Below are 25,746 nucleotides of genomic sequence, written 5' to 3' on the forward strand. Positions count from 1 at the left end.
GTTATTTATTAGTTGTTATTGGTAGGAATCCACCCATAACAACTAATAAATAACTACTAACCATAATGTCACAGTTTTTATAAAGGAACTCCCAGCCACCCGGTAAAGTTTTGTTTCTGAATCAAACTTGGGTGTTCCACCGCCAGAATCTGATAGCGGGCTGGCCGCGGGCTGGCGAGAGTAACCCGACAAGTCCGCAGTTCGTCTTGGTGAAACACTGTCACCTCTACCGTGTCCCCAGGCCGATAATCTTTCAGCCTCTCGCTCGCTTGTTCTGCATTTACTCGAAAACCGTCGATCGCCAGTAACTCGTCCCCAGCGTCAATTCCCGCCAACTGTGCGGGAGCTCCTGCTTCGACAAATTTAACCATGTCCCGCCCATGTTCCACTCCCAAAGTCCAACCCAGGCTAGGAATTTCGTTAGTTTCATCTACCACAAGTTCCAGCCCAAAAGGTGCGAGATATTGGTTGTAGGGCAACTCTTGAGTACCATCAATATAGCGCGCAAAAAAATCACTCAAATCCACACCAGCTACCGACTCGATCGCCTCTTGTAACTGTTCAGGAGTAAAACCAATTTCTGAGGGTAATGAATTATCAAGTAATTCCCCGTTCCCTGGAATTACAGATTTTTTAGTTCCATTGTTTTGAGCTAAATTTACCTGACCAAATTTATGCCACATCAAACGCATTACATCATCCAACGAGCGCTCATTGCCGTGTTTTGCCCTAATTAATAAGTCAAGTAAAAACGATACTAACTCCCCTTTTAAGTAATAAGAAATTTGCGAATTATCGCTATTACTATCCCTGCGGTACAGCTTAATCCAAGTATCCCAACTAGACTCGCTAGCAGATTGTACTTTCCGCCCAGGAATGGTTTGCAAGCGAGTAATTTCCTTGCTTAGACCCTGCAAAAAACCCTTCACGCCGTAGAGACCTGAGCGAAAAGGAATCACTAAATCGTAATAACTGGTGGTCCCTTCGGAGAACCACAAAGAAGTAGTATAGCTTTCTTGGTTGTAATCAAATACTTCTAGAGCTTTCGGTCGGATGCGCTTGACATTCCAGAGGTGAAAAAATTCGTGCGCCACCAACTGCATAAAGCGATCGTACTTGTCTTTATTCCGAAAACCAAAACGCGGATAATTGAGAGTGCAACTATCCTTGTGTTCCAATCCCCCAAAACCTGAGCCTGACAAATGCAGTAAAAATACATAACGGTCGTAGGGTAAACCGCCAAACATTTTCGCTTCGACTTCGATCACTTTTTGGATATCTCGAATTACTTCTTCCGGTTGTAAATTACCTTTCCCCCAAACAACTAGCTGGTGGTTTTTCCCCATTACTTCAAAATCGTACAAATCGTGACAGCCAATTTCAAAAGGAGTGTCTACGAGAGTGTCAAAATCCGCCGCCTCGAAAGTATATTCTTGACCAGAAACGGGGGGTAAAGTAGTAACTATCCGCCATTCTGGTCGTGGCGGGACAATTTTTATTTTGTAACAATTGGTCTCAAATCCTGGCAATAAAAAGCACAGAGCTGCGGGATTGAAATAACCGTGAGTTGAATCTAAATGATTGGTTCGCACTGTCAGTTCGTTTGCAAAAATTCGGTAATTAACTGTGACATCTGAAACCGAATTAGTCTCGATTTGCCAGTGATTTTTGCTTTGTTTGCGCCAAGATAAGGAGCGATCGCCCGCAGTGGTCGAGCGAAAATCTTGCAGGTGTTTGGCGTACTCTCGAACCAAGTAAGAACCGGGAGTCCAGACAGGCATTTTTAAATCCATCATCGGCTCGGACCAACCTTGCACGCGCAAAGTCACTTCAAACAAGTGAGATTCAGGATTGGGCATCGCCACGGAATATTCTATGGTCGGTGCTTGAGGTTGCTTTGAAAGATTCGCGGCAACCAACGAGGTATCCAAAGAGGTGACATCAGTCATTGACTTGCTAAATTCATCAAGTGCTTGAGGTTAATCAAATGGATAGTTTGGTGTTCTGGATCGACACTAATCCAGCCTTTGCTATCGAGTTTTTCCATAATTTTACTGGTTTCATCTAGGCCGATGTCTGTCACGTCCGCTAAGTCTTCATAGGGGATATTAAAGATATCTTTGCCCTGGGCAGTTTTCTGACCGTAGTTTTCTGCCAGCTCGACTAAGGTATTTGCTAGTTTAACCGCTGGCTGGCGGTTGCGGAGTTGATAGCGGAGATTTGTTTGGCGGAGTCGCCGTACCATCAGTTGCAGCATTCGGTGGTGCAACTGCGGATCTTTGAACAGGGTTTGGATAAATCGCTGAGCGGTAACGCTGATCAGTCGCACGGGTGATAAAGCAAGTACGTCATTCGATCGCGGAGATTCGTCCAGAATCGCCATTTCGCCGAAGAATGCACCCCTACCCAAAATAGCCATCGATACGGCTCGATCGCCAGACAGGTGTCTGACTTTGACCCACCCGGAAACTACAAAGTAAATAGCGTTACCCCAAGAATCCTCCATCAAAACGGCTCTGCCTGCGGGATACTCGTGCTTGACGGCATTGGATAGTAGCCCTCCCAAGGTTTCTGGGTTAGCACCCTTAAACAGGGGGAAAAGCTCACTGAAAGCTTCTGTCTTCATGCAAGTTCGCTGAGGTGGGAAATTTGACATCCTCACCGCACTGTGAGGGCGGTGATTCTTGACACTTCCGAAAGGTAATACTACCGAAGTAGTCTCACTCTCCCGACCTGTCCATTTAGAGTCGTGGCAATGCCCTATCCCGACTTTTTACATTAGACCATAGGACTGGTGGCACTGATTCACAAAAGCCGCCCTGGGGAAGGACGGGGTTTTCAACCCAGTTTACTGTTGACAGGACTCAGGCGCGGTTGACGCCCAATCCACAGATTTTTTCATAGTCTACTGGTCGATCGCCCTCCTACTGCTATGCGGACTTTTGGTAACAGAGATTCTATGTACTCCGGCTGGCCGATCGCGATCGCCTGAGAGTGGGCCAGACTTGAGGGATCGAGAGCATCGGGAGTCCACCGCAGAGGTTTACCTTCCAAGTCGCAGCAGACTAATCCGGCTGCCTTGGCTAGGGCGAGAGGGCCTGCGGTATCCCACACTTTGACTCTGCCGTTGAAGTAGAGATACAAACCGGCTCTACCGCTGATGACTTCGAGAACTTTTAAGCCAAAGCTGCCGAGGGAATAAAATTCGACACCAGGTATGATCTGAGCGATCGCCATACCGTAGTTTTTCTGATCTTTGTCTCCCAGGACAATTTTACAACTATCTGCTGTCGGAGCCGGTGGTTTGTGCAGGGCGATCGCAGAAGGCTTCGATTCTCCAAGGGTTTGGAACAAGCCCCAACCTTTCCCGCCGAAGTACATTTGCTCAAAAGCCGGAGCGTAGATCCAACCCGCTACCGGTTCCCCCTCTTGCAGGAGTCCCACCATCAGGGCATAGTGGAGTTTTCCTTGAATAAATTCTTCCGTACCGTCTAGGGGGTCAATGCACCAGAGGCTTTTGTAATTACCCAGGTAAGCTGCTCTGGATGCGGCGTTTTCCTCAGTAATTATACCGTCTTCAGGAAACAATGCACCAAAGGCGGTGGATAGCTGTTGGTCTAAGAATCGATCGATACTGGTTACGTAGTCATTTGGCCCTTTCTCGCAAACTTCAAAGGGTTCTGCTGCAAGTTTTTGAGCTTGTGCACCGCACTCCCGCAGGGTGCAACGAATTTTTTGGTCTTGGTCAGGAGTAATATACATGATATCAAGTCAGGTTGAGTGTTCAAAAATAGACATCTCCTCCCAAAAAACCTGTGAAGAATAAGCTGTTTGGCGCGATCCACAGGAATTATGGGAGATGTCTAATAGTCTACGGGTATCGGGCGGAGTGAACCTCTTGCGATCGCCAATAGGAATTTAATATGGTAAATTGATTATTAGAGCTTTTTTAGTAAAATAAATAATCGCTAATTTTTAGATTAATTTTGTGGAAAATTTGTGGAAAATTTACCATCAATTACCTTGTATTTCTATTACAAACAAAGTTCTTGGACTCGCTCCAATTCCAAATCTGCAAAAAAGTCCACCGTCCAATTAGCTTGGCGCTGGATCATATGAAACGGGTAAGTGTGAGTGACACCCAATACCTGAATCCCCGCTGTTTTTGCCGCTTCAATCCCAGCCAAACTATTTTCCACCGCCAAACACTCCCCCGGTTGCAGGTTCCAGCCTGGATATTGCTGATTCATCAATTCCACAGCCAACAGATAGCCGTCTGGTGCTGGCTTGCTCGCCGTTATATCATCCCCTGTGACCATGAATTCAAAGTTTTCTGTCAAACCAGCCAGATTTAAAACTAATTCTATATCCGATCGCATAGCCCCACTGACTATGGCGATTTTGAGTCCGGCGGCCCGAATTTTAGCAATAAACTCTGCTAAACCTGGATAAATCGGCAATGTTTCCAGACTATCTATTCTGGCTTGATAAGCTTGGGCTTTGCGGAGTAACAACCGTTGGAGGTAAACTTCTGTCACAAAACGCCCTCTGCGACTCAATAATTGGACAATGCAACCTCGATCGCTCTTTCCCAAACAAACTGCTCGAAACTCACCGCGTTTGAGCTGAAGATTTTCCTCCAGCATCAATTTATCGATTATTTGCTCGTGCATCTGCTCGTCATGAATAATCACGCCATTAAAATCAAAGAAAACTGCTTTTAGAGTCATGAGTTATTTGTTCTTTATTATTAATGATTCTCAAGCAGGAGCGGGAAAGCCTTGTAAATCGCCATCAACATCAGGAGTGCGATCGAGCCAATTCCACCCCCAAGCCGCCCGCACCTCCTCCAAATCTTCACCCGGAAGAGGTTTAACGCCTTGCGTCACCTGATGTACCCACCAGTGATCCTGAGTTTGTACTGAGCAGAAGCCCGCCGCCCCCATCCAAGCATCAATGCTACCCACTGCGTAAGACTTAATATAAGGCTCCTCAAAGATATCAGTCAGCCACTCTGTCTGGCGCAAAGTTTTCTGATTCCCGTCCAAAATTACTACTTGTCCCCCAACTCCCAGCAATCGGAAACTTTCTCGCAAAATTGCCTGCGACACAGCAGGTGGTGTCTCATGAAACAGCAAGGAAGCTGCAACTAAATCGAAGCTAGCATCGGGAAAACCCACGCTTTCGGCATTACCGTGACACCACTGAATATGGCATCCGGCTTTTTGAGCTTTCATGTCCGCTACTACCAACATATAAGGCGATAAGTCCATGCCGATAACTTCCGCTTCAGGAAAGGTTTGCTTGAGCAGGAGGGTAGTTGAACCGGTGCCGCATCCCAAATCGATAATGCGACGGGGCTTAACCCGTACTGCATCAATTAAGCCTTGTCTGACGACTGTTTCGTTAGGAGGCAAAACATATTGGGTAATGGGATCGTAGGAAACGGCGGCACTGGGATTGAGGTAGCCGCCTTTGATGCCATGAAAGTTTTGGCTGCTGTAATATTCGGGATAAACTAGGTCTGGTTGTCGGTAGCTCCCGGCTGCTGTTTCCCAGTCGATACTTTGGTAGAATCGTCCGATTGCTTCTTCGTCGATCGCCAGTCGAATTAAGGGCGATAAAAAGCGTTCAAAAATTGTCTCCTTCCCAACAGCCATAAAACTCCTCTCAAGACTAACTTTTTAATCCTAACCAATAGCAAGGAACTTAAACTACAAACTACTGACTTCTTGCTTATTCCTTCTTCCTTCCACCCTTGTCCCCCCCAAGGGTGGGGTTTCCTTATTGCTTCTTGCTTCTTCCTTGCCCTTATGAAAAGGAATTTTAACCGAAAATTCCGTGCCGCGGCCAGGAGGTGTAGAAATATTGATCGTGCCACCATGTCCCTCAACTACAATTTTATAGCTGATCGCTAACCCTAAACCCGTGCCTTTGCCCACGGGTTTAGTCGTAAAAAACGGGTTGAAAATTTGATCTTTAATTTTCTCAGGAATTCCCAGACCGTTATCGGCGATCGCCACTTTGATAAATTTAGCACCATTTTCTCTCAGCAATGCTGTAGAAATAGTAATAATTTTATCCCGGCGATTGCTCTCAAACAAAGCATCGATTCCGTTGCTCAGCAAGTTCATAAAAACCTGATTTAGCTGCGAAGGATAGCACTCTAATAATGGTAAATCTCCGTAGTGTTTGACTACATAAATTCCATTTTTAATTCGATTGGATAGCAGCAGCAAGGTATTATCAATACCTTCGTGAATATCGGCTAGTTTTTTGTCGGACTCGTCTAGTCTAGAAAAGTTGCGTAAGGAAAGCACTATATTGCGAATCCGTTCTGTTCCTATTTTCATAGAATTCAACATTTGTGGCAAATCTTCTTCGATAAAATCTAGCTCAATTTCTGTGGCAAAATCTTCTATTTCCGGGGGAATCTCTGGAAAAGCTTGTTTGTATAAACTCACCAATTCTAACAAGTCGGTAGTATATTTTGTGGTATAGGGCAAGTTAGCAAAAATGAAGTTGACGGGGTTATTGATTTCGTGGGCTATCCCGGCTACCATTTGACCTAGGGATGACATTTTTTCACTTTGCACTAAATGAGTTTGAGTTTTTTTGAGTTCCGTTAAGGTGCTGTTGAGCAGTTTTACTTGGTCTTGAGTTTGGCTGTAAAGATGAGCTTGAGTAATGGCGATCGCCAGTTGGTCTGCTACAGCTTTTAATAATTGAACTTCTTCTTTACTCCAAAACCAGTGACTAGCATGACTGCAAATTAAATAACCGTGGGACTGACTTTGAGTCAGGACTGGTACAGCTAAATAACTGTTACGTTTTAATTGTAAATCTGAATTGTTTTGTACTGAAAAAATATCAGTAGGAAACATAATCGGCTCGCTTTTTTCTAGCGGCAATGACAAATTATTTACGCAGTAAGGAGCAAACTGTTTTCGGGGTTTTGGATGCTCTGACTTACAATATTCCCACATAATTTGTAACATTTGCTGTTCCGGTTCGTACCAACCAAATCCGGCTTGTTCTAAATGCAGCAAAATTACTATTTCTTCCACTGTACTTTGTACGATTTTCTCTAATTCCAGAGAAGTACGAATGCGTCCAGAAATGCGGTTCAACATCGCTTCTCGCTCGGCTTGAGCCCGATTGTTTTCCGAGGAGTAAATTACCCAAATTGCTGCTAACATTGCCGGACCGAGCAGTCCACCAGCAACGAAGGTCAACAAATTTAAGGCTTGTAGTTGAGATTCAATATTTTCGCGGGGAATTACTAAAGCCATTGACCAGTTAACTTCATCGAGGGGTGTGTAGGCGACATAAACCCATTTTTTATCTATTTTTACCAGTTCTATATTCGTTTGGCGATCGGTCATTTTGCGCGCAATTGCTGCTAGTACATGGTCTGGTGAGTTTAAAAAACTTGGGGCTGGTTCGTCAATATTTCCAATTAAATTATTGTTGGGGTGTACAATGGGGACTCCTTGGGAATTTAGCGCAAAAGCATAGCTTTCTGAACCGTAGTACAAGCTTTTTGCCACGTTGGCTACTCGGTCTACTTTGATGCTGCCTGCTAAGACTCCAATTGCTTTGTTGGGAGTTGGAGGCAATGCCCAAACGGGAGCTGCAATGATGATTGTAGAAAGCTTTGTGCTTCGGCCTACCAAGGGGTCAGAAACATTGACTTTTCCAGACATGGCTATTTTAAAATGTTGGCGGTCTTTGCTGTTTGTCCTAGTACCTAAAGTGTTTTGTACCGACCCATTTGCTTTAATCAATGACAGGACAATATATTCTTTTAATCTGTAGGTTTCTCCTTGTAAAACAGGTTCTGCCAATGTCCAATTTAGAGTACGAATAGTGGGAGAATAAGCGATGGTTTCTATTTCTGCTTTGCGACTGCTGAGCCAGTTATCGATTTCATCGCTACCTTTTTCTAGTTTTAATAGTGCTATTTCTTTTAAATTATCCAGTATTAGTCCGCGCACAAAAAAATAGCTGATGCAAGCAGTGGTGCTAATACTTAAAGCGGTGCCACCCAGAATTAGCAGAGTCAGCAAGTGGCGGCGATGTCGTCTGTGTTCCCAAAGGCTGTGCAGTTGTTGCCAGCGCGTTCGAGCACTGATGCCGATGTTTTGGCATAAGTGGCGCAGCTTTTTTGTTTGCTTGGGAGGCTGTGCAGACACAGCGCAGGCTTGATTTGCTGAGTTTTGCATCGTCAATTTTTCTCTTTTTAGTCGCTCGATTTGAGATTTTAGAATTAATTGTTACTTTAGGTAATATTTGAGGATCTATCTCGTTTGTATAACAAAATAATTTGAAATAACACAGAAAAAATACGGAGTTTTCTCAATTAACATACAATTTTTATTCAGGGTAAATACTTATTGACAGTTATAATAATTTATGCTTTCTTATTCAAGATGAGATTTTTTCCTCTAAAGCTTTTTTGGCAAAGCGGGTTACGTAAACTGTAAGAGCGATCGTTGCTACCAAACCAATACCGTACAGCAGCCACTCAGCAGTGGTACGCGATCGCCCTTGGGTTCCCAGTGCAGCCAAACTTCCAGCCAAGGAACCGATATAAACATACATCACAGTTCCGGGTATCATACCGATCCAAGATGCGAAGAAATAGTCTCTGAGAGATACCTGCGTAACCCCAAAAGCATAGTTAAGCAAATTAAACGGAAAAATTGGCGAAAGCCTAGTGAGTAACACTATTTTCCATCCTTCAGAGGCAACTGCGGAGTCGATCGCCTGAAATTTTTGATTTCCTTGTATCTGCTGAGAAACCCAGTCGCGAGTTAAATATCGCCCTGTTAAAAAAGCACAAGTTGCACCTAAAACCGAGCCGATGGAAACACAAAGCGAACCGCCAACAACTCCAAATAAAACACCAGAACCCAAAGTCAGCAACGAACCAGGAATAAACAGAACTGTTGCGACAATGTAAATTAGAATAAAAGCTGCTGGACCCCAAGGGCCAAGATTGGCGATCGACTCCAAGGCCTTTTGCAGAATTATTTGAAGGTTAAAAAACTTGGCTCCTACAATCAAAGCTACAATTAAAACCACCACTAAAATCAACTTCCACTTGTTTGATGGTTGCCGATTGTCTGGGATTGGCGATCGGGAATCATTCATTATTTCAACTCTCCACTCTCAATAACATGGACCAGCGGGCCTAGGGCGTTAGCCATCGCGCATAATTTCTTCCATCTTCCTGAATTTCCCCCCTTGGGGGGGTAGGGGGGGGTTCTTCTTCTCAAATCAAAGTACCCCCACAACTAGAACCTGAACCAGCCGTACAACCATAGCAATAAGCAGCAGTTTGCACCTCTTCAATCAAATCTAGACTCCCAGATTCTAACAATTTAGCCACTGTAATGGTTTCACCACTGCTAGTTTTAGCTGGCAGATTTTCCATTTGGTTAAAATCGCAGTCGTAAACATTGCCCAAATAGTCGATCGACAATTCATTGCGACACATTAAATGTTCTAGAGTACCGGGATTAAAATTATCCTCCAAAAACCCCAGATAAGGCTTGTGCAGTTTCTGATGTTCCAAATGAAACTTAGTCCGTCCCACCGGCAAATTAGTAATCGCGAACAATTGATTAAAACAAATCCCAAAATGTTCCGCTAAATAAACCTTGTAATCTGCCTCTAACTTCCCTTGTTGTGGCGTTAGCGAAAACTTATCTGTTGCCGGCACTTGCGGATTGTACACCAAATCCAGAATCAAATTTGGGTTTTTGCCATATCCCAACTGATTTAGTTTTTGCAGCGCCAGAATCGAACAGTCAAAAACACCGTTACCGCGCATTTTGTCAACATTATCAGCTTGGTAGCAGGGAAGCGATGCCACAATTCTGAGTAGGCCATCCGCGCAGTATTCCGGAATATCCTCAAAACCTTTTTCAAAGTAAATCGTCAAATTAGAACGAACAATTACCTCTTTACCTGTCGCCCTGGCAGCTTCCGCTAGCGGTTTAAACCCATAAAGCATTTCGGGAGCACCGCCGGTGAGGTCAACAGTTTGAATTTGAGGAAAACGGCGAATGATTTCAATTAATTGATCGCAAATTTCCGGGGAAAGTTCTTCTGTTCGTTTCGGGCTAGCTTCTACGTGGCAGTGAGTGCAAGCGAGGTTGCAGCGTTTGCCCAGATTAATTTGTAAGACTGTAATTTGCTTTTTAGTTAAAGCTGAGTTGAGTTTGTTTTTGAAAGGCGTCAGTGCTGTCTGAATCATGTGCTAAACTTTTTAGTCTTTGCTCGCAACGAATTTAGAGGCGTTCTGGTGGAACGTCTCTGATAATTTAGCATGAATTCAGCCTCGGCGGTTAGAAACCGCGGCTACACAAGCAAAGTCTGCCTCCGCAGACTGAAGAGAAATTCTTGATTCTTCAACCCGCTTGGAGTGGGTTTTGTTTTTGTAGTCGCGATTTCAATCGCCGGGTAATTCTACAACTCACATCATTTTCGGTTAGACTCAAAAAGGATAGGTCGGAGAGGTTTTATTTTAGAGAATCAACTAATTTCTCAACTCGTGCTTTAATTTCATCTCGCACGCGGTGAAATGTTTCGATGGGTTGTCCGTCGGGATCGTCTAGTTGCCAATCTTGAAACACTTCTCGCAATACCCAAGCTTCGGGTAAATTCACGCCGCAGCCGCACAGAGAAATTACGGCGTCGTAGTCTTCTGCATTGAATTCGCTTAATGGGTTGGATGTTTGATCGGTGATGTCAATGCCGATTTCTGACATGACTTGAATTGCTGTGGGATGAACTCTGCTTGATTCTAACCCGGAACTGGTGACTCCAATCTTGCCGGCTCCGATGGTTTTAGCGAATCCTTCTGCCATTTGCGATCGGCAGGAGTTTCTTTTGCAGACAAACATTACTTTCTTCATGGTAGTTGTTAGTTGTTAGTTGTTAGTTGTTAGTTAGGGTCCCGGCGGTTAGAAACCGCGGCTACACAACCGAAGTCTGAAGAGGAATTCTTGATTCTTTAACCCGCTTGGAGTGGGTTTTGTTTGTGTAGCCGCGATTTCAATCGCCGGGTAATTCTTTAACCCGCTTGGAGTGGGTTTTGTTTGTGTAGCCGCGATTTCAATCGCCGGGTAATTCTTTAACCCGCTTGGAGTGGGTTTTGTTTGTGTAGCCGCGATTTCAATCGCCGGGTAATTCTTCAACCCGCTTGGAGTGGGTTTTGTTTGTGTAGCCGCGATTTCAATCGCCGGGTAATTCATTCGTCTGGTTTTGTTTGTGTAGTTGTTAGTTGTTAGTTAGGACCCCGGCGGTTAGAAACCGCGGCTACACAACCGAAGTCCACCTCCGTGGACTGAAGAGGAATTCTTGATTCTTTAACCCGCGCACCATCCGGGTTTTGTTTCTTTAGCCGCGATTTCAATCGCCTGGTAATTCTTCACGCCCGGTTATTGTAGGGCGCGATTTGCAACGGCGATCGCCTCCTTGGCCGCTTTTTCCTTGCGTTCGCTGTGGCGATCGGTCAAATAGTCAACTTCCTCCCGCAACAACAAAGTAAACTTATAAAGTTCCTCCATAACATCGATCGCCCGATCGCGAAAAGGCGAATCCTTCATAGTTCCATCCTCATTAAACTCCTGATAAGCCTTAGCAACAGAAGACTGATTCGGAATCGTAAACATCCGCATCCAACGACCCAAAATCCTCAAAGTATTCACAGCATTAAAAGACTGGGAACCGCCGCTAACTTGCATCACCGCCAAAGTTCTGCCTTGAGTCGGTCTGACAGCCCCAATACTTAAAGGAATCCAGTCAATTTGATTTTTCATAATCCCCGTAATATTGCCGTGCATTTCTGGACTAGACCATACCTGACCCTCCGACCACAGACTCAATTCCCGCAACTCCTGAACCTTGGGATGAGTATCAGGAACACTACCATAAATCGGCAATTCCAGAGGATTAAAAAACCTAACTTCTGCACCGAACTCCTCAATAATTATTGCACATTCTTCTGCCAACAAACGGCTGTAAGAACGCTCCCTTAAAGAGCCATACAAAAACAAAATTCTCGGTTTGTGGGTAAAACTTGTCATGATGCTTTCAATTAAAATCCCGAAATCCGTTAGACAGTTCCCGATAAACTGCGACTGCTAATTGTGCTCCCCAAATCGGAGCAACCCAGTAAACCCAATGGTGTTCCCAAATGCCGCCAACTAAAGCTGGACCGAGAGAGCGTGCTGGATTCATGCTTGCTCCGGTAATTGGCCCCATAAATGCAGCTTCTAATCCTACAGTTAAGCCTATTGCTATGCCCGCAAATCCGATGTGAGCGCGTCTATCTAATCCTGAACCGAGGATAACAAACATTAAGATAAAAGTCAATACAGTTTCTAAGATTAGAGACTGTAACCAGTTACCATTGAGAGGAACTGTTGCACCAAGATTTGCTACTTTTCCTAAAGTAATTAGCAGCAGTTGAGAAGCTGCAATCGCCCCGGTACACTGGGCTAAAATATAAGGCAAAACACGTTTTTTTGGGAAAAATCCGCTGGTCCAGAAAGCTAATGTTACAGCCGGATTTAGGTGGGCGCTACTAATATGACCCGTAGCATAAATCATGGCGGCGACAACGGCTCCAAAGACAAAACTAATGCCTAAATGAGCGATCGCACCCTGGCTAATTTGGTTCACCATCACCGCGCCCGTGCCTGCAAACACCAGAATAAATGTACCCAAAAATTCCGCGATCGCTTCTCTCCTGCACTCCGGTGAAAACAAGCTGCTTGCTGTCTTATAAACTGACTTGAACATTGAGTCGATCCGGGATAAGTTTACCTCTGTTGTTAGATTTTAGTTACCAATCAAGATTCACAGCTAACAAACTAAAACATTTGACAGATGACCACCGATACCTAAAAAGTTGCCTGCTGCCTCAATAACTCTCCAATCGTCGAGTCAAGCTGAGCTTTGCCACCAAAAACAGTCCCTACTTTGCCATTGTAGAAGTTCTGATAAATCAGTTGATATCCTTCTTTTGGTAAAGGAATATAACCCACAGAACTAACTAAGGTAGGGGCTTTTTTCATGTAGAATTCTACAAAGTTTCGTAGTTCTACTTTACTTTGAGCCGATTGGTAGTTGACATAGATAAATAGAGGTCTTGCTAGGGGCTGATACTGAGCTTTTTCTACAGTTTCGCGGGAGGGCAATACTGCTCCTTTGCCTCTGTCAATACCTACAGCTTTCAATTTACTTTGGTTGTCTTCGTAATAGCTAAATCCAAAGTAACCCAAAGCATTTTCGTCTTTAATAACTCCTTGCACTAAAACTGTATCGTCTTCACTAGCTGTATAGTCGGTGCGACTGGCTTTAGCAGTACCTACTGTTGCCTCTGTGAAGTAGTCAAATGTACCGGAATCTTTACCTGCACCGTAAAGGGTTATCGGTCGGTTTGGCCAATTGGGTCGAATCTGATTCCAGCTAGTAATTTTTCCTTGGGCCGCTGGTTCCCAAAGTTTTTTCAATTCCTCTACAGTAATATCTTTTACCCAGTCATTTTTGGGGTTGACTACTACTGTGAGGGCGTCAAAGGCGATCGGTAATTCGTAGTAGCGGATGCCAGCTTTTTTGCAGGCTTCCATTTCCTCTGGACGGATGGGGCGCGAGGCATTGCTGATGTCAGTTTCGTCTGCACAAAACTTTTTAAATCCACCGCCAGTGCCGGAAAATTCAACAGTAATTGATGCTTTTTTGGAATTCGTATTTTGATATTCTTTTGCCATCGCATCCGTAATTGGATAGACAGTGCTGGAACCGTCTATTTTAATACTCTGCGAGTCTTGCGACTGGACTTGTCCGCAGGAGTTGAGAAGCCCGATCGTCAAAGCAATTATACCAAGTGCGAAAACCTTGGGCTTTTTTGCTGGGTTCATTGACTCCACTCAATCCCATAACTAAGAGTACATTTGTATCATATCAACAAAATTTGATATGTCAAGTATGGTAGAAGACAAACAGGCCATAAATACATTAAGAAATGTTGATGGGTTAATCTGCCTCGAAACACTGGCGGGCTGGTAGGATCTGGCTAAAGCGCCGATAGTCCGACAGATACTGTTCCAGGGCGAGAAACTGAGCTAAATTGAGGCTGTAGTAGATCCATCGGCCTTCTTGGCGGCTGCGGACTAAAGCTGCTTCCTTCAAGGTTTTGAGGTGGAAGGAGAGTTTAGACTGAGGGACACAAAGTCGATCGCACAAATCGCAAACACACAACTCCTGTTCCCGCAGCAACTCCAAAATTTGAATCCGTAGGGGGTCAGAAAGTGCGTGAAACCCCGCAGCAATCACTTTACCAGAAGGAGGGGAATTTTCTCCTAAATCCGGTGTAATTGTAGAATTTTTCAACATCAATTATTTAGAATTTTCTACTCTGGGTGGAACATTAGTCAATCCGGCTTTTTGCATCAGCGAAAGCACACCTATAGATAAAATTCCCCCAATAATTGCCCCACTAACTATCAGGATAATGAACAATTTTTGCAGAGTTTTTTTAGTGGCTGGGTGATAGCGTTTTGGCAATTCTCCATCCGCATCGTCGAGTCGATCGGGTTCTTGATTTAAGGGGTCTAGAGGATTGGATGGATTTGAATTAAAGGGATTCGGTAGTTGATTCATGGCTGGGTTTGGTAAAATGAAGAATCTTCACAACTATCTTAGCTTGCCATTTGCCATCGCAGCGTGAACGAACCTGACGGTCAGCGGAGTACCGCTAGACCGCAGGCTTCTATTTCCCTTTGTGCAAGGGCTTTTTTGATTAAAAAAATCCAGGTACTCCCAGTTATGACCAGGGTGAAATATTTGTGCAGTGGACCGAGAAGTTTTGGAGCAAGCGATCGCGCTGGAATTACCAGATGTTGAATATTCAGTATCTATGATTGCTCTGCTTTCGACAAACGGTCGAGAGAAATAGTTGCCGCTTCAGATACTTGAGAATTGCTATCTTTTGCCAAATATTTCAAGGCCGAAATGCTTTTGGGACTGTTTAAATTTCCCAAGGCTTCGGCTAGCCGCTGACGAATTAGCCAATCTTCTGACTGAGCAAAATTCAGCAGGCGATCGATCGCCTCAATTGCCTTAATTTCCCCCAAAGCTGAAATTGCAGCCTGCTGAATCACCACTTGTTCGCTTTCGAGAGCTTTCAGTAACACATCACGAGCCCGCGGATCTTTGAGATTCCCCAGAGAAACCGCAGCACTGAAGCGCACCAGCCATTCGGTATCCTCGTAAAAAGCGCGCACCAAGGCGTCAAAAGCTCTAATATCTTCCAGATAGCCCAAAGCACCAGCAGCGTCAGCACGAATCCCGTAATCCGGGTCAGTTTCTAGCAATTTTACTAGAATAGGATAGCATTCTGCCGTGGCTTTGATCCCAAGAGCAAACACAGCCATCGATCGCACCTGCAAACTTTCGTCGTTCAAAACCTTTTTAATCAAAGGCACCGCCACAGATGCGGGTATATTCCGCAAGTTAGCCAAAGCCACCATGCGATCGGCTGAATTTTGGCTTTCTAACTTGGCTGCAATTTCCGTTAAGCTTAAAGTTGTCATTAGCGGTCAAATTTTAGTAAAAATTTACATTTCCCAGATTTTCATTATAGGCGATCGTTGATTTGCCGTCAAAAACCTGTCTATAATTGTCTGTATCTTGTGACTTTAGAAAGGTTACGCTTATTCAAATTTGTGTATAATTTGATAGATGAAAAAATTGAGCAAAACGCCGTGGAGAAACCGTAACCAGCAAATCGGAAACCATCACTTAGGGGTCATCCCCTCTCAAAAAGCTCATAAATTTTACCGCTAAATTGCCAAGTAAAATACTCGAATTCGCCAACCAACGGCGAAACTTATGCAAGAAAACCACAACGGAGATTATTAGCCGGAAGTCTGCTCGCATTCGGCTCGAAGATGAGAAAATCTCCGGGATGATTGCTAATCATAAATTAGCGTCGGCTGTCTGTGATTGTGACTTTGACAATTTCCGCCCTAGGTTGGTGTTACACAACAGACAAAACGCCTATCAGCAGTTAGCTGCGTTCCGACAACCCGCGATGTACTATGCCATTTTACCACCCGCCTTTTTACTCCTCAGCATTAGAACAAGCGATCGACCGCTACCCCCTAACTGCTGGGCCAGACACTTCCTTAGTAGTGGCGATCGCGCTGATGAGTCAGTTGCAAAACAGTTGTCCCCTACCCAAGACACCTTTACCCTCAGACCGCGGAGTCCTACAGGAATTAGCACCATCGGAAAAAATGCGGGCACGATGCGTGCTGGTGGTGCATAACCACCAAATTGGATCGGCCGGAAATTTATCAGAAAACCCCAGTCGAGGGCTATTGATCGGAATATTAACTCCCGCCGACCTAGTACGGCTAATCGCTTCTGGCAAAATAGACACTCAGAAAAAACTAGCCCTCCGCAAAATACCCATTTCCGAAGTCATGTCCCCCGTGTCAGTCTCCCTGACAGAATCCGACGACCAAGACGTGTTCGCCGCTTTATCCTTATTTCGCCAGCATGGAATTCGCTATTTGCCCATAGTAAATCAATTCCGCCACTTGGTAGGAGTCCTGACGAGGGAAAGAATTCGGCAAGTCTTACAACCTTCCAATATTCTGAAATTGCGACGAGTTGCAGAATTAATGACTACGCCCATCACAGCACCCCACACCGCATCGCTGTTGACCATAGCGCAACTGATGTCACAACATCAAGTTAGTTGCGTCGTGATTACCAAAAATAAAGAATTAACAATGGAGAAACCCAAAAATGACCATACCTCCATTTTTCACTATTCTTTTCAGCAACCCCTAGGCATCATTACCGAATACGACATTGTACAAGCACAGTTTCTCGAACTAGATTTCGAGCAAACCGCAGTTCAAAAAGTCATGGTCACTCCCCTGCTACTAATCAAACCAGCCGATTCCCTGTGGACGGCCCACAAACAAATGCAGCAGCAACAAGTCCAGCGATTAGTGGTGTGCGGAGGACGGGGAGAACTGTTGGGAATTATTACCCAAACTAGCTTGTTGAGAGTCCTAGACCCAACAGAAATGTACAGAGTTGTCAAACAGTTGCAGCACTCAGTTTATCAACTGCAAGCCGAAAAAGTCGAACTACTCCAAAGCCGGAATACCAAACTAGAACAACAGGTACGGGAACGAACAGCAAAACTGCACGAACAAGTACAGCGCGATCGACTTTTGACTCAGATTGCTTTGCGGATTCACCAATCCCTAAACCTGGAAGAAATTCTCCACGCCAGCGTCGATGAAGTGCGGCAAGTTTTGCAAGCAGACCGAGTAGCCATCCTGCATTTAGAGTCGAGCAATTCCGGCATTGTAGTGGCAGAATCCGTAGCCGAAGATTGGTCTTCAATATTGGGAGAAATTTTTCCAGATAATATGTGGCAAGAAGGTGAATCGGTGCAGGAACAACAAATTTATGCTGTCCCCCAGATTGACCAAACTACTCTGAGTCCCGAAAAATATGCGCGGTTCCAGAAAGCACAAATCAAAGCTTATTTAATAGTACCCATTTTACAAGACAGCAATTTGTGGGGGATGATGTGCGTCCACCAATGTTCCCAATCTCGACAGTGGCAGTCTTCAGAAGTCGATTTGCTATTGCAACTGGCAACTCAAATTGCGATCGCCATTCAACAAGCCCAACTATACCAGCAAGTACAAAACCTCAACACCGACCTCGAACGCCAAGTTCAAGAACGCACCGCCGAATTGCAGCAAAAAGTTCACGAACTCCAGCACTTAAACATCATCAAAGATGAATTTCTCAGCACAGTTTCCCACGAACTACGAACACCTTTAGCTAATATGAAAATGGCCATTCATATGCTGAAAGTTTCTCCCACTCAAGAACGACGCCAAGTTTATTTAGAAATTTTGGAACAAGAATGCACTAGAGAAACAGACCTAATTAATGCTTTGCTAGATTTGCAGCGACTGGAAGCAGCAGCTTGTCCCATCGACCTCGAACCAGTAAACTTACAAGTCTGGCTACCTAACATTATTGAACCCTTCTACACCCGCGCCCAAAACCGCCACCAACATTTAGTAGTAGAGTTCCCAGCCAACCTCCCCACTATCAACTCAAACCGCGCTAGTTTGGGCAGAATTTTAGCAGAACTCCTAAATAATGCCTGCAAATATACCGCCAATGAAGGCGAAATTGCTCTCAGGGTGAAGTCCAAAGGTATCAAAAAGAGACCAGGAAAACCAGCAAGTGTTTTAAAACCAGAAATTGAATTTACCGTCAGAAATGAATCGGAAATTCCCAAAGAGGAATTACCTCGGATATTTGAGAAATTTTATCGCGTTCCCAATGCCGATCCCTGGAAACAAGGCGGCACTGGTTTGGGTTTAGCTTTAGCCCAAAAACTTGTCGAACAATTGGATGGGAAAATAGAAGTAGAAAGCGGGAATGGAAACACTACTTTTACTGTCACATTTCCTGCCAATCCCGATCGCCCATTGGTAAATTAAATTTCCTTCCCAAGCAACAGCTTCGCTGTCAATGGCATCTACAAAATTTTACCATAAATCCTTATATTTTAGACATTTTGGTGAACGACAATTACAGAAATTAGGTTTATTTTTGAGGACGATATCCCATTTCATTCTCGGCTTTTTTTTCTTTTAGTTTCAACAATATTTCATCATGAACTTCGCGGGTAATTGGATAAAAATATGTTAAAATCATGCCGATAATTAAAGCAATTGTTGGCAAAGGTCCGATCGCAACTCGAATCGCAAACAGTGCAGAATCCGGCTGTATAGGTGGTTTCTGTCCCTGAAGTGTAGGGAGAAATCCAGCTACTTCTAAAGCCTGCCCGACAAACCACAAACCGATCGCCAATCCAATTTTTTGTAACAACACCATAAACGAATAGAACACACCTTCGCGTCTTTGTCCAGTCTGTAACTCATCCAGTTCAATCACATCCGGTATCATCGACCAAGGTACTAAATAAGCAGTAGAAACTCCCACACCAGCCATCACTGCCAGGAAATACATCAATCCTACTTGTCCTGGTTGCAATAAAAACAGTCCAGCTTGGGCAATAATCCACAAACTCATGCCCATAAAATATACAGCTTTTTTGCCGTATCTTTCGCTAACTTTACTCCAAACAAACAACATAGCGAGTGCAGTACCTTGAACGGCGATCGCAGTTTGAGGAAAAGTTGCTTCCGGTAGTTTCATCCAGTTTATCACAAAATAAGGCAAAATAGAAGCAGTTAATTGCACTCCCAACCAAGAACAGAGATAAATTCCAATCACGTACAAAAAAGGGCGATTATTAAATGCAATCCGTAACTGTTCTTTCAACCCCAAAGATGTAGAATCATCTTCTACTACAGGATTTTCTTGCAGTTGAGCAAAGACGTGTTTACGAGTTCCCAAAAAGCACCAATATAAAGGCAATACTGAAATCACTGTACAGACAGCACCTAATATTAAGTATTTTTGGGTATTGTCTTTAACTAAGTCAAAGATAATTTTGGCTAAAATCAATGACAAAATGCTGCCACCGATAGAGAAAGTAAACCGAAAACTATTGAGGCTAGTGCGTTCGTTATAATCTTGGGTTAATTCTGGGGTAAGTGCAGTGTAGGGCAGATTAACAGCCGTGTAAGCAGTGTTGAATAGAATCGCGATAATTACATAGTACCAAAACAGTATGGTGGGATTGTCGCTAGGAACAATCCACTGCAAAAAGAAGAAAATCCCAAAGGGAATTGCGCCGTATACCATCCAAGGATACCGACGGCCCCAGGGGTGAGAGGTGCGATCGCTCAAAACCCCCACAATGGGATCGTTTACAGCGTCCCAAACCTTACCAATCAGCAAAATATTGCTAGCAGTACCAGGAGACAAACCAGCCACACTGGTAAAAAACAGTAGTAGGTAAAATACCAGAACATTCGCAGTGATAGCTGGGCCGAGGTCTCCCGCACCGTAAGCTAATTTGGTCGAGAAACTGAGTTTTTTGGTTTCGTGGCTGTTGGCTGCTGGCTCAGAAGGGGAAGAGTTGCTCATAAGCTTTGATTTGGCGGTTATTTGACCGGCGCAGTCAGGGTACTAGGAGTATAACTCGCTATTCGTCCTCTGAGTCAGTTTACTTGAGCGAACTGGACAAATTTCAAAAATTGGTAATTGGTAATTGGTAATTGGTAATTGGTAATTGGTAATTGGTAATTGGTAAACTGAGTTTGATTAAATAAAAAAGTAAGCGCCACCCTTCACCAGGTCGCTTACTATCAGGAAATATAGGTGTCAAATTGGGTTTTCCCCACGACTTTTTACAAAGTTCAATGGCCCAAGATTTTGCCTTTGGAGGCGGACTAGCAAAAATTAATAATCACCGCATTTAAAGTTCAATTTAAGCTTGAAAATTGTGCAGCCACAGGTTTTAACAACTTGTGGCTGCAACGGGACCCAAAATATATCTAAAGACTACTCATCTTCAGCATAGATAAACCGATACAATTCACTGGGATCAGGCTCAGCGCTTTTTTCAGCAAAATCCACCGCATCATCAATGACTGCTTCAATCTTCTTCTCGATCGCCTTTAATTCCTCAGCCGTAGCCAAAGCGCGATCGATCAAATCAGCAGCCAACTTCTTAATCGGATCGCGAGGGAACCAAAATTCCTTCTCTTCCTTAGAACGCAACTCATCAGGATCGGCCAAAGAATGCCCCCTAAAACGATAAGTCAACGCCTCAATCACCGTCGGTCCCTCACCAGCCCGCGCCCGCGCCACAGCTTCTTTCGCCACTTCTCGCACCGCCAAAACATCCATCCCATCAACCTCAACCCCAGCCATACCAAAAGCATGAGCTTTCTTGTAAATCAGCGGGTCAGAAGTAGCACGTTCATGGGACATCCCGATCGCCCATTTATTGTTTTCCACAACATAAAGAATTGGCAACTTCCACAAAGCCGCCATATTCAAACATTCAAAAAACTGACCGTTATTAGCAGCACCATCCCCAAAAAAACAAGCAGTCACGCCATCGGAAGTCTGATCTCCCAAAGCCTCCCGGCGGTACTTAGATTGAAAAGCAGCCCCCGTCGCCACAGGAATCCCCTCAGCCACAAAAGCATAGCCCCCCAACAGTCGGTGTTCGGCTGAAAACATATGCATCGAACCGCCGCGGCCCTTCGAGCAACCAGTTTCTTTCCCGAACAACTCCGCCATCACCTCCCGCGCCGGCACACCGGCACTCAAAGCGTGAACGTGGTCGCGATAGGTGCTGCTAACATAGTCAGTATCATCCCGGCGCATCGATCGAATCACCCCAGTAGAAACAGCCTCCTGGCCGTTGTACAAGTGAACAAAACCGAACATCTTGCCCCGGTAATACATCTCAGCGCACTTGTCCTCAAAAAAGCGCCCCAAGACCATATCTTCGTAAAGCATCAAACCTTCATCACGAGAAATACTTACGCTTGTTGCGTCAAAAGCTGGTAAAGTCCGTTCCTGAACCATAAATAATTAATACCTGATAAGTATTATGCAAACTGTTGATAATCCGTCAACGACCCTAACTATACCAATAATCGGTCAATCGGCTTTTATCCCCTTAGTTAGGGATAGCGACTCCAAAGTCTCTATCCGCAAGCTAAAGTCTTCAAAGACATCGGAGGCGGACTCAACTTTAAAAGAAAAGCGCTGCTTGCCCTTCTGGAACAAGTCATGAACGAACAAACTGCTATTCTGTCAGCAGTGGGGCCCGACGCGCACCTCACTCTCAAATGCCCTCAAGGGAAACGAAGTACCTGGAAGGAAGTTCTCAATCTCCATAACAGGAGTCAGAAGCCCAACCGATCAATTTTGATTTGATATGGGAGCGTCACCTAAGATAGGCTAATTCAGTTGCTAGCGCTTTGGGGAAGTGGACAGTGCTAATTCCACTAGATTATTATCGGATTCTAGGTCTACCGATTCAAGCTACTGCCGAACAGTTGCAGCAAGCTCATCGCGACCGGACGTTACAACTTCCACGCAGGGAGTATTCCGAAGTGGCGATCGTCGCCCGTAAACAACTGCTCGACGAAGCCTACGCCGTTTTGTCAGACTCAGAGGGGCGCAAAGCTTACGATGCCAGTTTTTTGGCCAAAACTTACGATCGCGAATCAGAAGCAGGGATTTTAGGCCAACATCCGAGGTTAAAAGCCTCGACAGGCGCGGCCACAGTCCTGCAAGAAGCAGAAGCAGACTGGCAAGAGTCCGGGGTTTTAGACGCTACTCCCGACCCCCATACTCCAAGTATTGAAATCGACGACAACCAGTTCGTAGGAGTCCTGCTGGTACTGCAAGAACTCGGAGAATACGAACTTGTACAGAAACTGGGCCGTCCCTATCTCAATAATGGCAGCTCTGCGATCGCACAAGGGCGCTTCGGCGACCCCCAGCTAGTGCGACCAGACATAGTTTTAACCATCGCCCTGTCCTGCTTAGAACTAGGCAGGGAACAGTGGCAACAAGGTCAATACCAAAATGCCACCAAATCACTAGACGCAGGTCAAGAACTGCTGCTGCGCGAAAGCCTATTTCCAAGCGTGAGGGGTGAAATGCAAACCGATATATACAAACTCCGTCCGTACAACATCTTACAATTACTATCCCTCCCAGAAGAAAAAGTCTCCGAACGTCGTCAAGGACTAAAAATCCTGCGAGAAATGCTCGAAGAAAGGGGTGGGATCGATGGTTCCGACGACGATCGATCGGGCTTGGGCATCGAAGACTTCCTACGCTTCGTCCAACAACTGCGGAAACACCTAACCAGCAGCGAGCAGCAGACCTTATTTGAAGCAGAAGCTGCCCGCCCCTCCGCTGTAGGCACTTATCTCTCGGTTTACACCCTACTAGCTCAAGGATTTGCAGCCAGACAGCCCTCCATGATCCGTCGCGCCAAGCTGATGCTGATGCAGTTAGGCCGCCGCCAAGACGTCCACCTCGAAAAAGCCGTATGTTCCCTGCTGCTGGGCCAAACAGAAGAAGCCAGCAGAGCCCTAGAACTCAGTTCCGAAAAAGAACCCCTCGCCTTCATTCGCGAAAACTCCCAAGATTCTCCCGATTTGTTGCCGGGGCTGTGCTTATACGCCGAACATTGGCTACAGGAAGAAGTATTTCCGCACTTCCGGGACTTGGCAAAGCAGTCAGTTTCCTTAAAAGATTACTTTGCCGATCCCAAGGTACAAGCCTACCTGGAATCCTTGCCACTGGATACAGAAACAGCCAACGAGTGGGTAGTAGCCCAACCCCGCTCTACTGCCAAGGCTCAAGCTAGAGCGGCACTCACTAGCTCACTCCAGCCATCTCCAGCCATTACAGGGCGATCGCCCACTGTGACCTTGACCCCCGGCCCCGCCATCATACCCCCCCCAGGGCCAAGCCCCAAATATGAGGGGACCGCAGCCCCACCTATCCCCCCAGTCACCCCCCAGAACTCGACAGCTACCCCCACCGCACATCCCCCTTCCTCCACCTCCAAAGAACGCCGACGCCCCCATTCCTCCCGTCGCAGTGCCAAGAGTAGTGCAGGGCCAATGGGTGATTTAGTCGATCGAGCCAGGACACTAGGCTCGCAAATTTCAGCCCAAGTCAAGTCCATGCCTCGAAATCGGCTAGCTCTGCTGCTAGTAGCTGGTTTTCTGAGTCTGTTAATCCTGTGGTTGATTTTCAGTATCTTAGGTGGCATCCTCCAAGCTCTCTCAGGCCCATCTCTGCAAGGAGAACAAGCCTTAGTCAGCCTGGAAGCACCACCGATCGAAATTCCCCCCTTAGCCCCCGCCGCCCCAGAGCCTGGCCCTGTCGCCCCAGCCTCCGGCTCCGTCACAGAAGAAACAGCGCAGCAAATGATTCAAAGTTGGCTCTCAGCCAAAGCAGCAGCCCTCGGCCCCAATCACGCTATCGATGAATTAAAGCAAGTTCTGACGGAACCTGCTTTGTCTCGCTGGCAATTGATGGCAGAAGCTCAACAGCGAAACAACGCCCACCAGCGTTATACACACAAGCTGGAAATTACAAAGGTAACAACAAATCCGACTAATCCCGATCGGACCGAAGTCGAAGCCCAAGTTACCGAAAAAGCCGAAGTGTTCGATCGCGAACAGCTAGTTACTTCCCGTAACGAAAACCTCCGTATTCGCTACGACTTGATCCGCCAAGACGGACAATGGCGCATTATGGATTGGCAAGTTATGAAGTAGGAAATTGGTTATTTGTTATTGGTTAATGGCGACGCCGTTAACAAACAACAAATAACAAATAACCAATAAAAAATAACAAATAACCAATAACAAATAACCAACAACAAATAACAAATAACCAATAACAAAAAATAAGATACAATAAGAATAACAAATTTAAGCGATCGACCTTATTTCACAGTCAAGCTATGCAATCTACAACAAATCAGTCCGAGACAGAGCAGGTAATGGACGCGCCCAAACACGGCTTGCCAGTTACCATCATTACAGGATTCCTCGGCAGCGGCAAAACAACCCTGCTCAACCATATCCTGACCAACCAGCAAGGTTTGAAAACCGCCGTTTTAGTCAACGAATTTGGCGAAATTGGCATCGACAACGAACTGATTGTCACCACCGAAGACAATATGGTCGAGCTCAACAACGGCTGCATTTGCTGCACAATTAACGAAGATTTGGTAAATGCAGTTTACAAAGTTTTAGAACGTCAAGAAAATCTAGATTATTTAGTAGTAGAAACTACCGGACTCGCCGACCCCCTACCAGTAGCTTTAACTTTTTTAGGCACTGAATTGCGAGACATGACTCGTCTCGATTCCATCGTGACAGTAGTAGATGCCTCCAATTACAGCTTGGATTTGTTCAATTCTCAAGCAGCATACAGTCAAATTGCTTATGGCGATATTATTGTTCTCAACAAAACAGATTTGGTTGAGGAAGCAGATTTAGATTTGTTGGAAGTTAAGATTCGTGATGTCAAAGAAGGCGCTCGAATTCTCCGCACAGTAAAATCCCAAGTTCCTCTGCCACTCATCCTCAGTGTAGGATTGTTTGAATCGGACAAATATTTCCAAGCTGAAGAAACTTCTAGCAGTCACGACCATCACGACCATCACGACCACGCTCATCACGACCATCACGACCATCACGACCACGCTCATCACGACCATCACGACCATCACGACCACGCTCATCACGACCATCACGACCATCACGACCACGCTCATCACGACCACGCTCATCACGACCACGCTCATCACGACCATTCAGACCATTTAGATAATGATGGATTTACCTCACTTTCATTTCAGAGTGACAAGCCGTTTTCTCTGAGGAAATTTCAATATTTCTTAGACCACCAAATGCCTACAAATGTGTTTCGGGCAAAAGGGATTATGTGGTTTGAAGAAAGTCCCAAACGGCATATTTTTCACTTGAGTGGTAAGCGATTTTCCATCGATGATGATGAGTGGAAAGGCGAACGGAAAAACCAGATTGTCTTGATCGGTCAAGGTTTGGATATCGAGACTTTGCGATCGCAAATCGAAAACTGTCTCTGTCTCCCTTCACCGAATCGCGGCAAAGGATTTGGCAAAAAATAAAGACAACAGGACTTACACAGTACAACTTCCATGCTAGAGCCTGGAAATGTCTAGAG

At 45.2% G+C, this 25,746-nt stretch carries 21 protein-coding genes and 1 pseudogene; 4 read left to right on the top strand and 18 right to left on the bottom strand.

From position 1 onward, the window contains the following. Window positions 1-77: 77 nt before the first annotated feature. The 16 genes from P2A85_RS06375 to P2A85_RS06450 all read right to left on the bottom strand — a co-directional run bounded on the left by P2A85_RS06375 (window position 78) and on the right by P2A85_RS06450 (window position 15,611). Window positions 78-1,949, bottom strand: a complete 1,872-nt coding sequence (locus tag P2A85_RS06375) for a M61 family metallopeptidase (RefSeq protein ID WP_377478155.1) — start codon at window positions 1,947-1,949, stop codon at window positions 78-80. Beyond that, entirely contained in the window at window positions 1,946-2,626 is a 681-nt protein-coding gene (locus tag P2A85_RS06380; protein WP_340522837.1) for a Crp/Fnr family transcriptional regulator, read from the bottom strand. Before P2A85_RS06380 ends, P2A85_RS06375 begins: the two co-directional genes overlap by 4 nt. 272 nt (window positions 2,627-2,898) lie before the next feature. Beyond that, window positions 2,899-3,762: a 3'(2'),5'-bisphosphate nucleotidase CysQ gene (locus tag P2A85_RS06385; RefSeq protein ID WP_377478156.1), complete on the bottom strand. Its 864-nt coding sequence runs from the start codon at window positions 3,760-3,762 to the stop codon at window positions 2,899-2,901. A 272-nt stretch (window positions 3,763-4,034) separates the two neighbouring features. Then, complete coding sequence (locus P2A85_RS06390) at window positions 4,035-4,730, bottom strand: HAD family hydrolase (RefSeq protein ID WP_377478158.1); 696 nt, start codon at window positions 4,728-4,730, stop codon at window positions 4,035-4,037. Window positions 4,731-4,760: 30 nt separating this feature from the next. Further along, complete coding sequence (locus P2A85_RS06395) at window positions 4,761-5,660, bottom strand: class I SAM-dependent methyltransferase (RefSeq protein ID WP_377478159.1); 900 nt, start codon at window positions 5,658-5,660, stop codon at window positions 4,761-4,763. A gap of 54 nt (window positions 5,661-5,714) precedes the next feature. Continuing rightward, window positions 5,715-8,225 carry an ATP-binding protein gene (locus P2A85_RS06400; protein ID WP_377478161.1) on the bottom strand — a complete coding sequence of 837 codons (2,511 nt, stop codon included), beginning with the start codon at window positions 8,223-8,225 and terminating at the stop codon, window positions 5,715-5,717. Between the two features lie 202 nt (window positions 8,226-8,427). After that, a complete protein-coding gene (locus P2A85_RS06405) occupies window positions 8,428-9,156 on the bottom strand; it encodes a TVP38/TMEM64 family protein (RefSeq protein ID WP_377478163.1) in 729 nt (242 codons plus the stop codon). A gap of 121 nt (window positions 9,157-9,277) precedes the next feature. Beyond that, window positions 9,278-10,264, bottom strand: a complete 987-nt coding sequence (arsS, locus tag P2A85_RS06410) for an arsenosugar biosynthesis radical SAM (seleno)protein ArsS (RefSeq protein WP_377478164.1) — start codon at window positions 10,262-10,264, stop codon at window positions 9,278-9,280. Window positions 10,265-10,529: 265 nt separating this feature from the next. Beyond that, entirely contained in the window at window positions 10,530-10,925 is a 396-nt protein-coding gene (arsC, locus tag P2A85_RS06415; RefSeq protein ID WP_340522819.1) for an arsenate reductase, glutathione/glutaredoxin type, read from the bottom strand. A 48-nt stretch (window positions 10,926-10,973) separates the two neighbouring features. Next, window positions 10,974-11,264, bottom strand: coding sequence for a hypothetical protein (locus P2A85_RS06420; RefSeq protein WP_377478166.1), 291 nt, complete (start codon window positions 11,262-11,264; stop codon window positions 10,974-10,976). Window positions 11,265-11,450: 186 nt separating this feature from the next. Continuing rightward, window positions 11,451-12,098 carry an arsenical resistance protein ArsH gene (gene arsH / locus P2A85_RS06425; protein WP_377478167.1) on the bottom strand — a complete coding sequence of 216 codons (648 nt, stop codon included), beginning with the start codon at window positions 12,096-12,098 and terminating at the stop codon, window positions 11,451-11,453. Window positions 12,099-12,105: 7 nt separating this feature from the next. Further along, window positions 12,106-12,816: an MIP/aquaporin family protein gene (locus P2A85_RS06430; RefSeq protein WP_377478169.1), complete on the bottom strand. Its 711-nt coding sequence runs from the start codon at window positions 12,814-12,816 to the stop codon at window positions 12,106-12,108. Window positions 12,817-12,917: 101 nt separating this feature from the next. Further along, on the bottom strand, window positions 12,918-13,937 hold the full coding sequence (locus P2A85_RS06435) for a PstS family phosphate ABC transporter substrate-binding protein (protein ID WP_341733825.1): 1,020 nt from the start codon (window positions 13,935-13,937) through the stop codon (window positions 12,918-12,920). Between the two features lie 115 nt (window positions 13,938-14,052). Continuing rightward, complete coding sequence (locus tag P2A85_RS06440; protein ID WP_377478171.1) at window positions 14,053-14,412, bottom strand: ArsR/SmtB family transcription factor; 360 nt, start codon at window positions 14,410-14,412, stop codon at window positions 14,053-14,055. Window positions 14,413-14,415: 3 nt separating this feature from the next. Further along, the gene (locus tag P2A85_RS06445; protein WP_341733823.1) at window positions 14,416-14,679 is read right to left on the bottom strand and encodes a hypothetical protein; all 264 of its coding nucleotides are present in this window, start codon (window positions 14,677-14,679) and stop codon (window positions 14,416-14,418) included. Between the two features lie 254 nt (window positions 14,680-14,933). Continuing rightward, complete coding sequence (locus P2A85_RS06450) at window positions 14,934-15,611, bottom strand: HEAT repeat domain-containing protein (RefSeq protein ID WP_377478173.1); 678 nt, start codon at window positions 15,609-15,611, stop codon at window positions 14,934-14,936. 507 nt (window positions 15,612-16,118) lie between these two features. Between P2A85_RS06450 and P2A85_RS06455 the strand changes: the two genes are divergently transcribed. Beyond that, entirely contained in the window at window positions 16,119-18,569 is a 2,451-nt protein-coding gene (locus P2A85_RS06455; protein WP_377478174.1) for a CBS domain-containing protein, read from the top strand. A 106-nt stretch (window positions 18,570-18,675) separates the two neighbouring features. On the opposite strand, the gene P2A85_RS06460 is transcribed toward P2A85_RS06455, so the two are convergent. Further along, window positions 18,676-20,127, bottom strand: coding sequence for an MFS transporter (locus P2A85_RS06460; protein WP_377478176.1), 1,452 nt, complete (start codon window positions 20,125-20,127; stop codon window positions 18,676-18,678). 417 nt (window positions 20,128-20,544) lie between these two features. Next, window positions 20,545-21,582, bottom strand: coding sequence for a pyruvate dehydrogenase (acetyl-transferring) E1 component subunit alpha (gene pdhA / locus P2A85_RS06465; RefSeq protein WP_341733817.1), 1,038 nt, complete (start codon window positions 21,580-21,582; stop codon window positions 20,545-20,547). Window positions 21,583-21,690: 108 nt separating this feature from the next. On the opposite strand from pdhA, the pseudogene P2A85_RS06470 reads away from it, so the two are divergent. The 3 genes and pseudogenes from P2A85_RS06470 to P2A85_RS06480 all read left to right on the top strand — a co-directional run. Next, window positions 21,691-21,789: pseudogene (locus P2A85_RS06470) on the top strand (IS607 family transposase); the annotation flags it as partial. Between the two features lie 206 nt (window positions 21,790-21,995). After that, window positions 21,996-24,308, top strand: coding sequence for an IMS domain-containing protein (locus P2A85_RS06475; protein WP_377478177.1), 2,313 nt, complete (start codon window positions 21,996-21,998; stop codon window positions 24,306-24,308). A 188-nt stretch (window positions 24,309-24,496) separates the two neighbouring features. Then, window positions 24,497-25,690, top strand: coding sequence for a CobW family GTP-binding protein (locus P2A85_RS06480; RefSeq protein ID WP_377478179.1), 1,194 nt, complete (start codon window positions 24,497-24,499; stop codon window positions 25,688-25,690). Window positions 25,691-25,746: the final 56 nt, after the last annotated feature.

Source organism: Microcoleus anatoxicus (assembly GCF_042465725.1).
Taxonomy (GTDB): domain Bacteria; phylum Cyanobacteriota; class Cyanobacteriia; order Cyanobacteriales; family Microcoleaceae; genus Microcoleus; species Microcoleus anatoxicus.

Bases quoted from the DNA above. Each gene is read 5' to 3' on its own strand.
- P2A85_RS06375 (WP_377478155.1), bottom strand. From the start codon at position 1,949: ATGACTGATGTCACCTCTTTGGATACCTCGTTGGTTGCCGCGAATCTT.
- arsS (WP_377478164.1), bottom strand. From the start codon at position 10,264: ATGATTCAGACAGCACTGACGCCTTTCAAAAACAAACTCAACTCAGCT.
- pdhA (WP_341733817.1), bottom strand. From the start codon at position 21,582: ATGGTTCAGGAACGGACTTTACCAGCTTTTGACGCAACAAGCGTAAGT.
- P2A85_RS06460 (WP_377478176.1), bottom strand. From the start codon at position 20,127: ATGAGCAACTCTTCCCCTTCTGAGCCAGCAGCCAACAGCCACGAAACC.
- P2A85_RS06455 (WP_377478174.1), top strand. From the start codon at position 16,119: ATGCCATTTTACCACCCGCCTTTTTACTCCTCAGCATTAGAACAAGCG.
- P2A85_RS06480 (WP_377478179.1), top strand. From the start codon at position 24,497: ATGCAATCTACAACAAATCAGTCCGAGACAGAGCAGGTAATGGACGCG.
- arsC (WP_340522819.1), bottom strand. From the start codon at position 10,925: ATGAAGAAAGTAATGTTTGTCTGCAAAAGAAACTCCTGCCGATCGCAA.
- arsH (WP_377478167.1), bottom strand. From the start codon at position 12,098: ATGACAAGTTTTACCCACAAACCGAGAATTTTGTTTTTGTATGGCTCT.
- P2A85_RS06450 (WP_377478173.1), bottom strand. From the start codon at position 15,611: ATGACAACTTTAAGCTTAACGGAAATTGCAGCCAAGTTAGAAAGCCAA.
- P2A85_RS06420 (WP_377478166.1), bottom strand. From the start codon at position 11,264: ATGAATTACCCGGCGATTGAAATCGCGGCTACACAAACAAAACCCACT.
- P2A85_RS06390 (WP_377478158.1), bottom strand. From the start codon at position 4,730: ATGACTCTAAAAGCAGTTTTCTTTGATTTTAATGGCGTGATTATTCAT.
- P2A85_RS06385 (WP_377478156.1), bottom strand. From the start codon at position 3,762: ATGTATATTACTCCTGACCAAGACCAAAAAATTCGTTGCACCCTGCGG.
- P2A85_RS06395 (WP_377478159.1), bottom strand. From the start codon at position 5,660: ATGGCTGTTGGGAAGGAGACAATTTTTGAACGCTTTTTATCGCCCTTA.
- P2A85_RS06405 (WP_377478163.1), bottom strand. From the start codon at position 9,156: ATGAATGATTCCCGATCGCCAATCCCAGACAATCGGCAACCATCAAAC.
- P2A85_RS06435 (WP_341733825.1), bottom strand. From the start codon at position 13,937: ATGAACCCAGCAAAAAAGCCCAAGGTTTTCGCACTTGGTATAATTGCT.
- P2A85_RS06430 (WP_377478169.1), bottom strand. From the start codon at position 12,816: ATGTTCAAGTCAGTTTATAAGACAGCAAGCAGCTTGTTTTCACCGGAG.
- P2A85_RS06445 (WP_341733823.1), bottom strand. From the start codon at position 14,679: ATGAATCAACTACCGAATCCCTTTAATTCAAATCCATCCAATCCTCTA.
- P2A85_RS06380 (WP_340522837.1), bottom strand. From the start codon at position 2,626: ATGAAGACAGAAGCTTTCAGTGAGCTTTTCCCCCTGTTTAAGGGTGCT.
- P2A85_RS06400 (WP_377478161.1), bottom strand. From the start codon at position 8,225: ATGCAAAACTCAGCAAATCAAGCCTGCGCTGTGTCTGCACAGCCTCCC.
- P2A85_RS06440 (WP_377478171.1), bottom strand. From the start codon at position 14,412: ATGTTGAAAAATTCTACAATTACACCGGATTTAGGAGAAAATTCCCCT.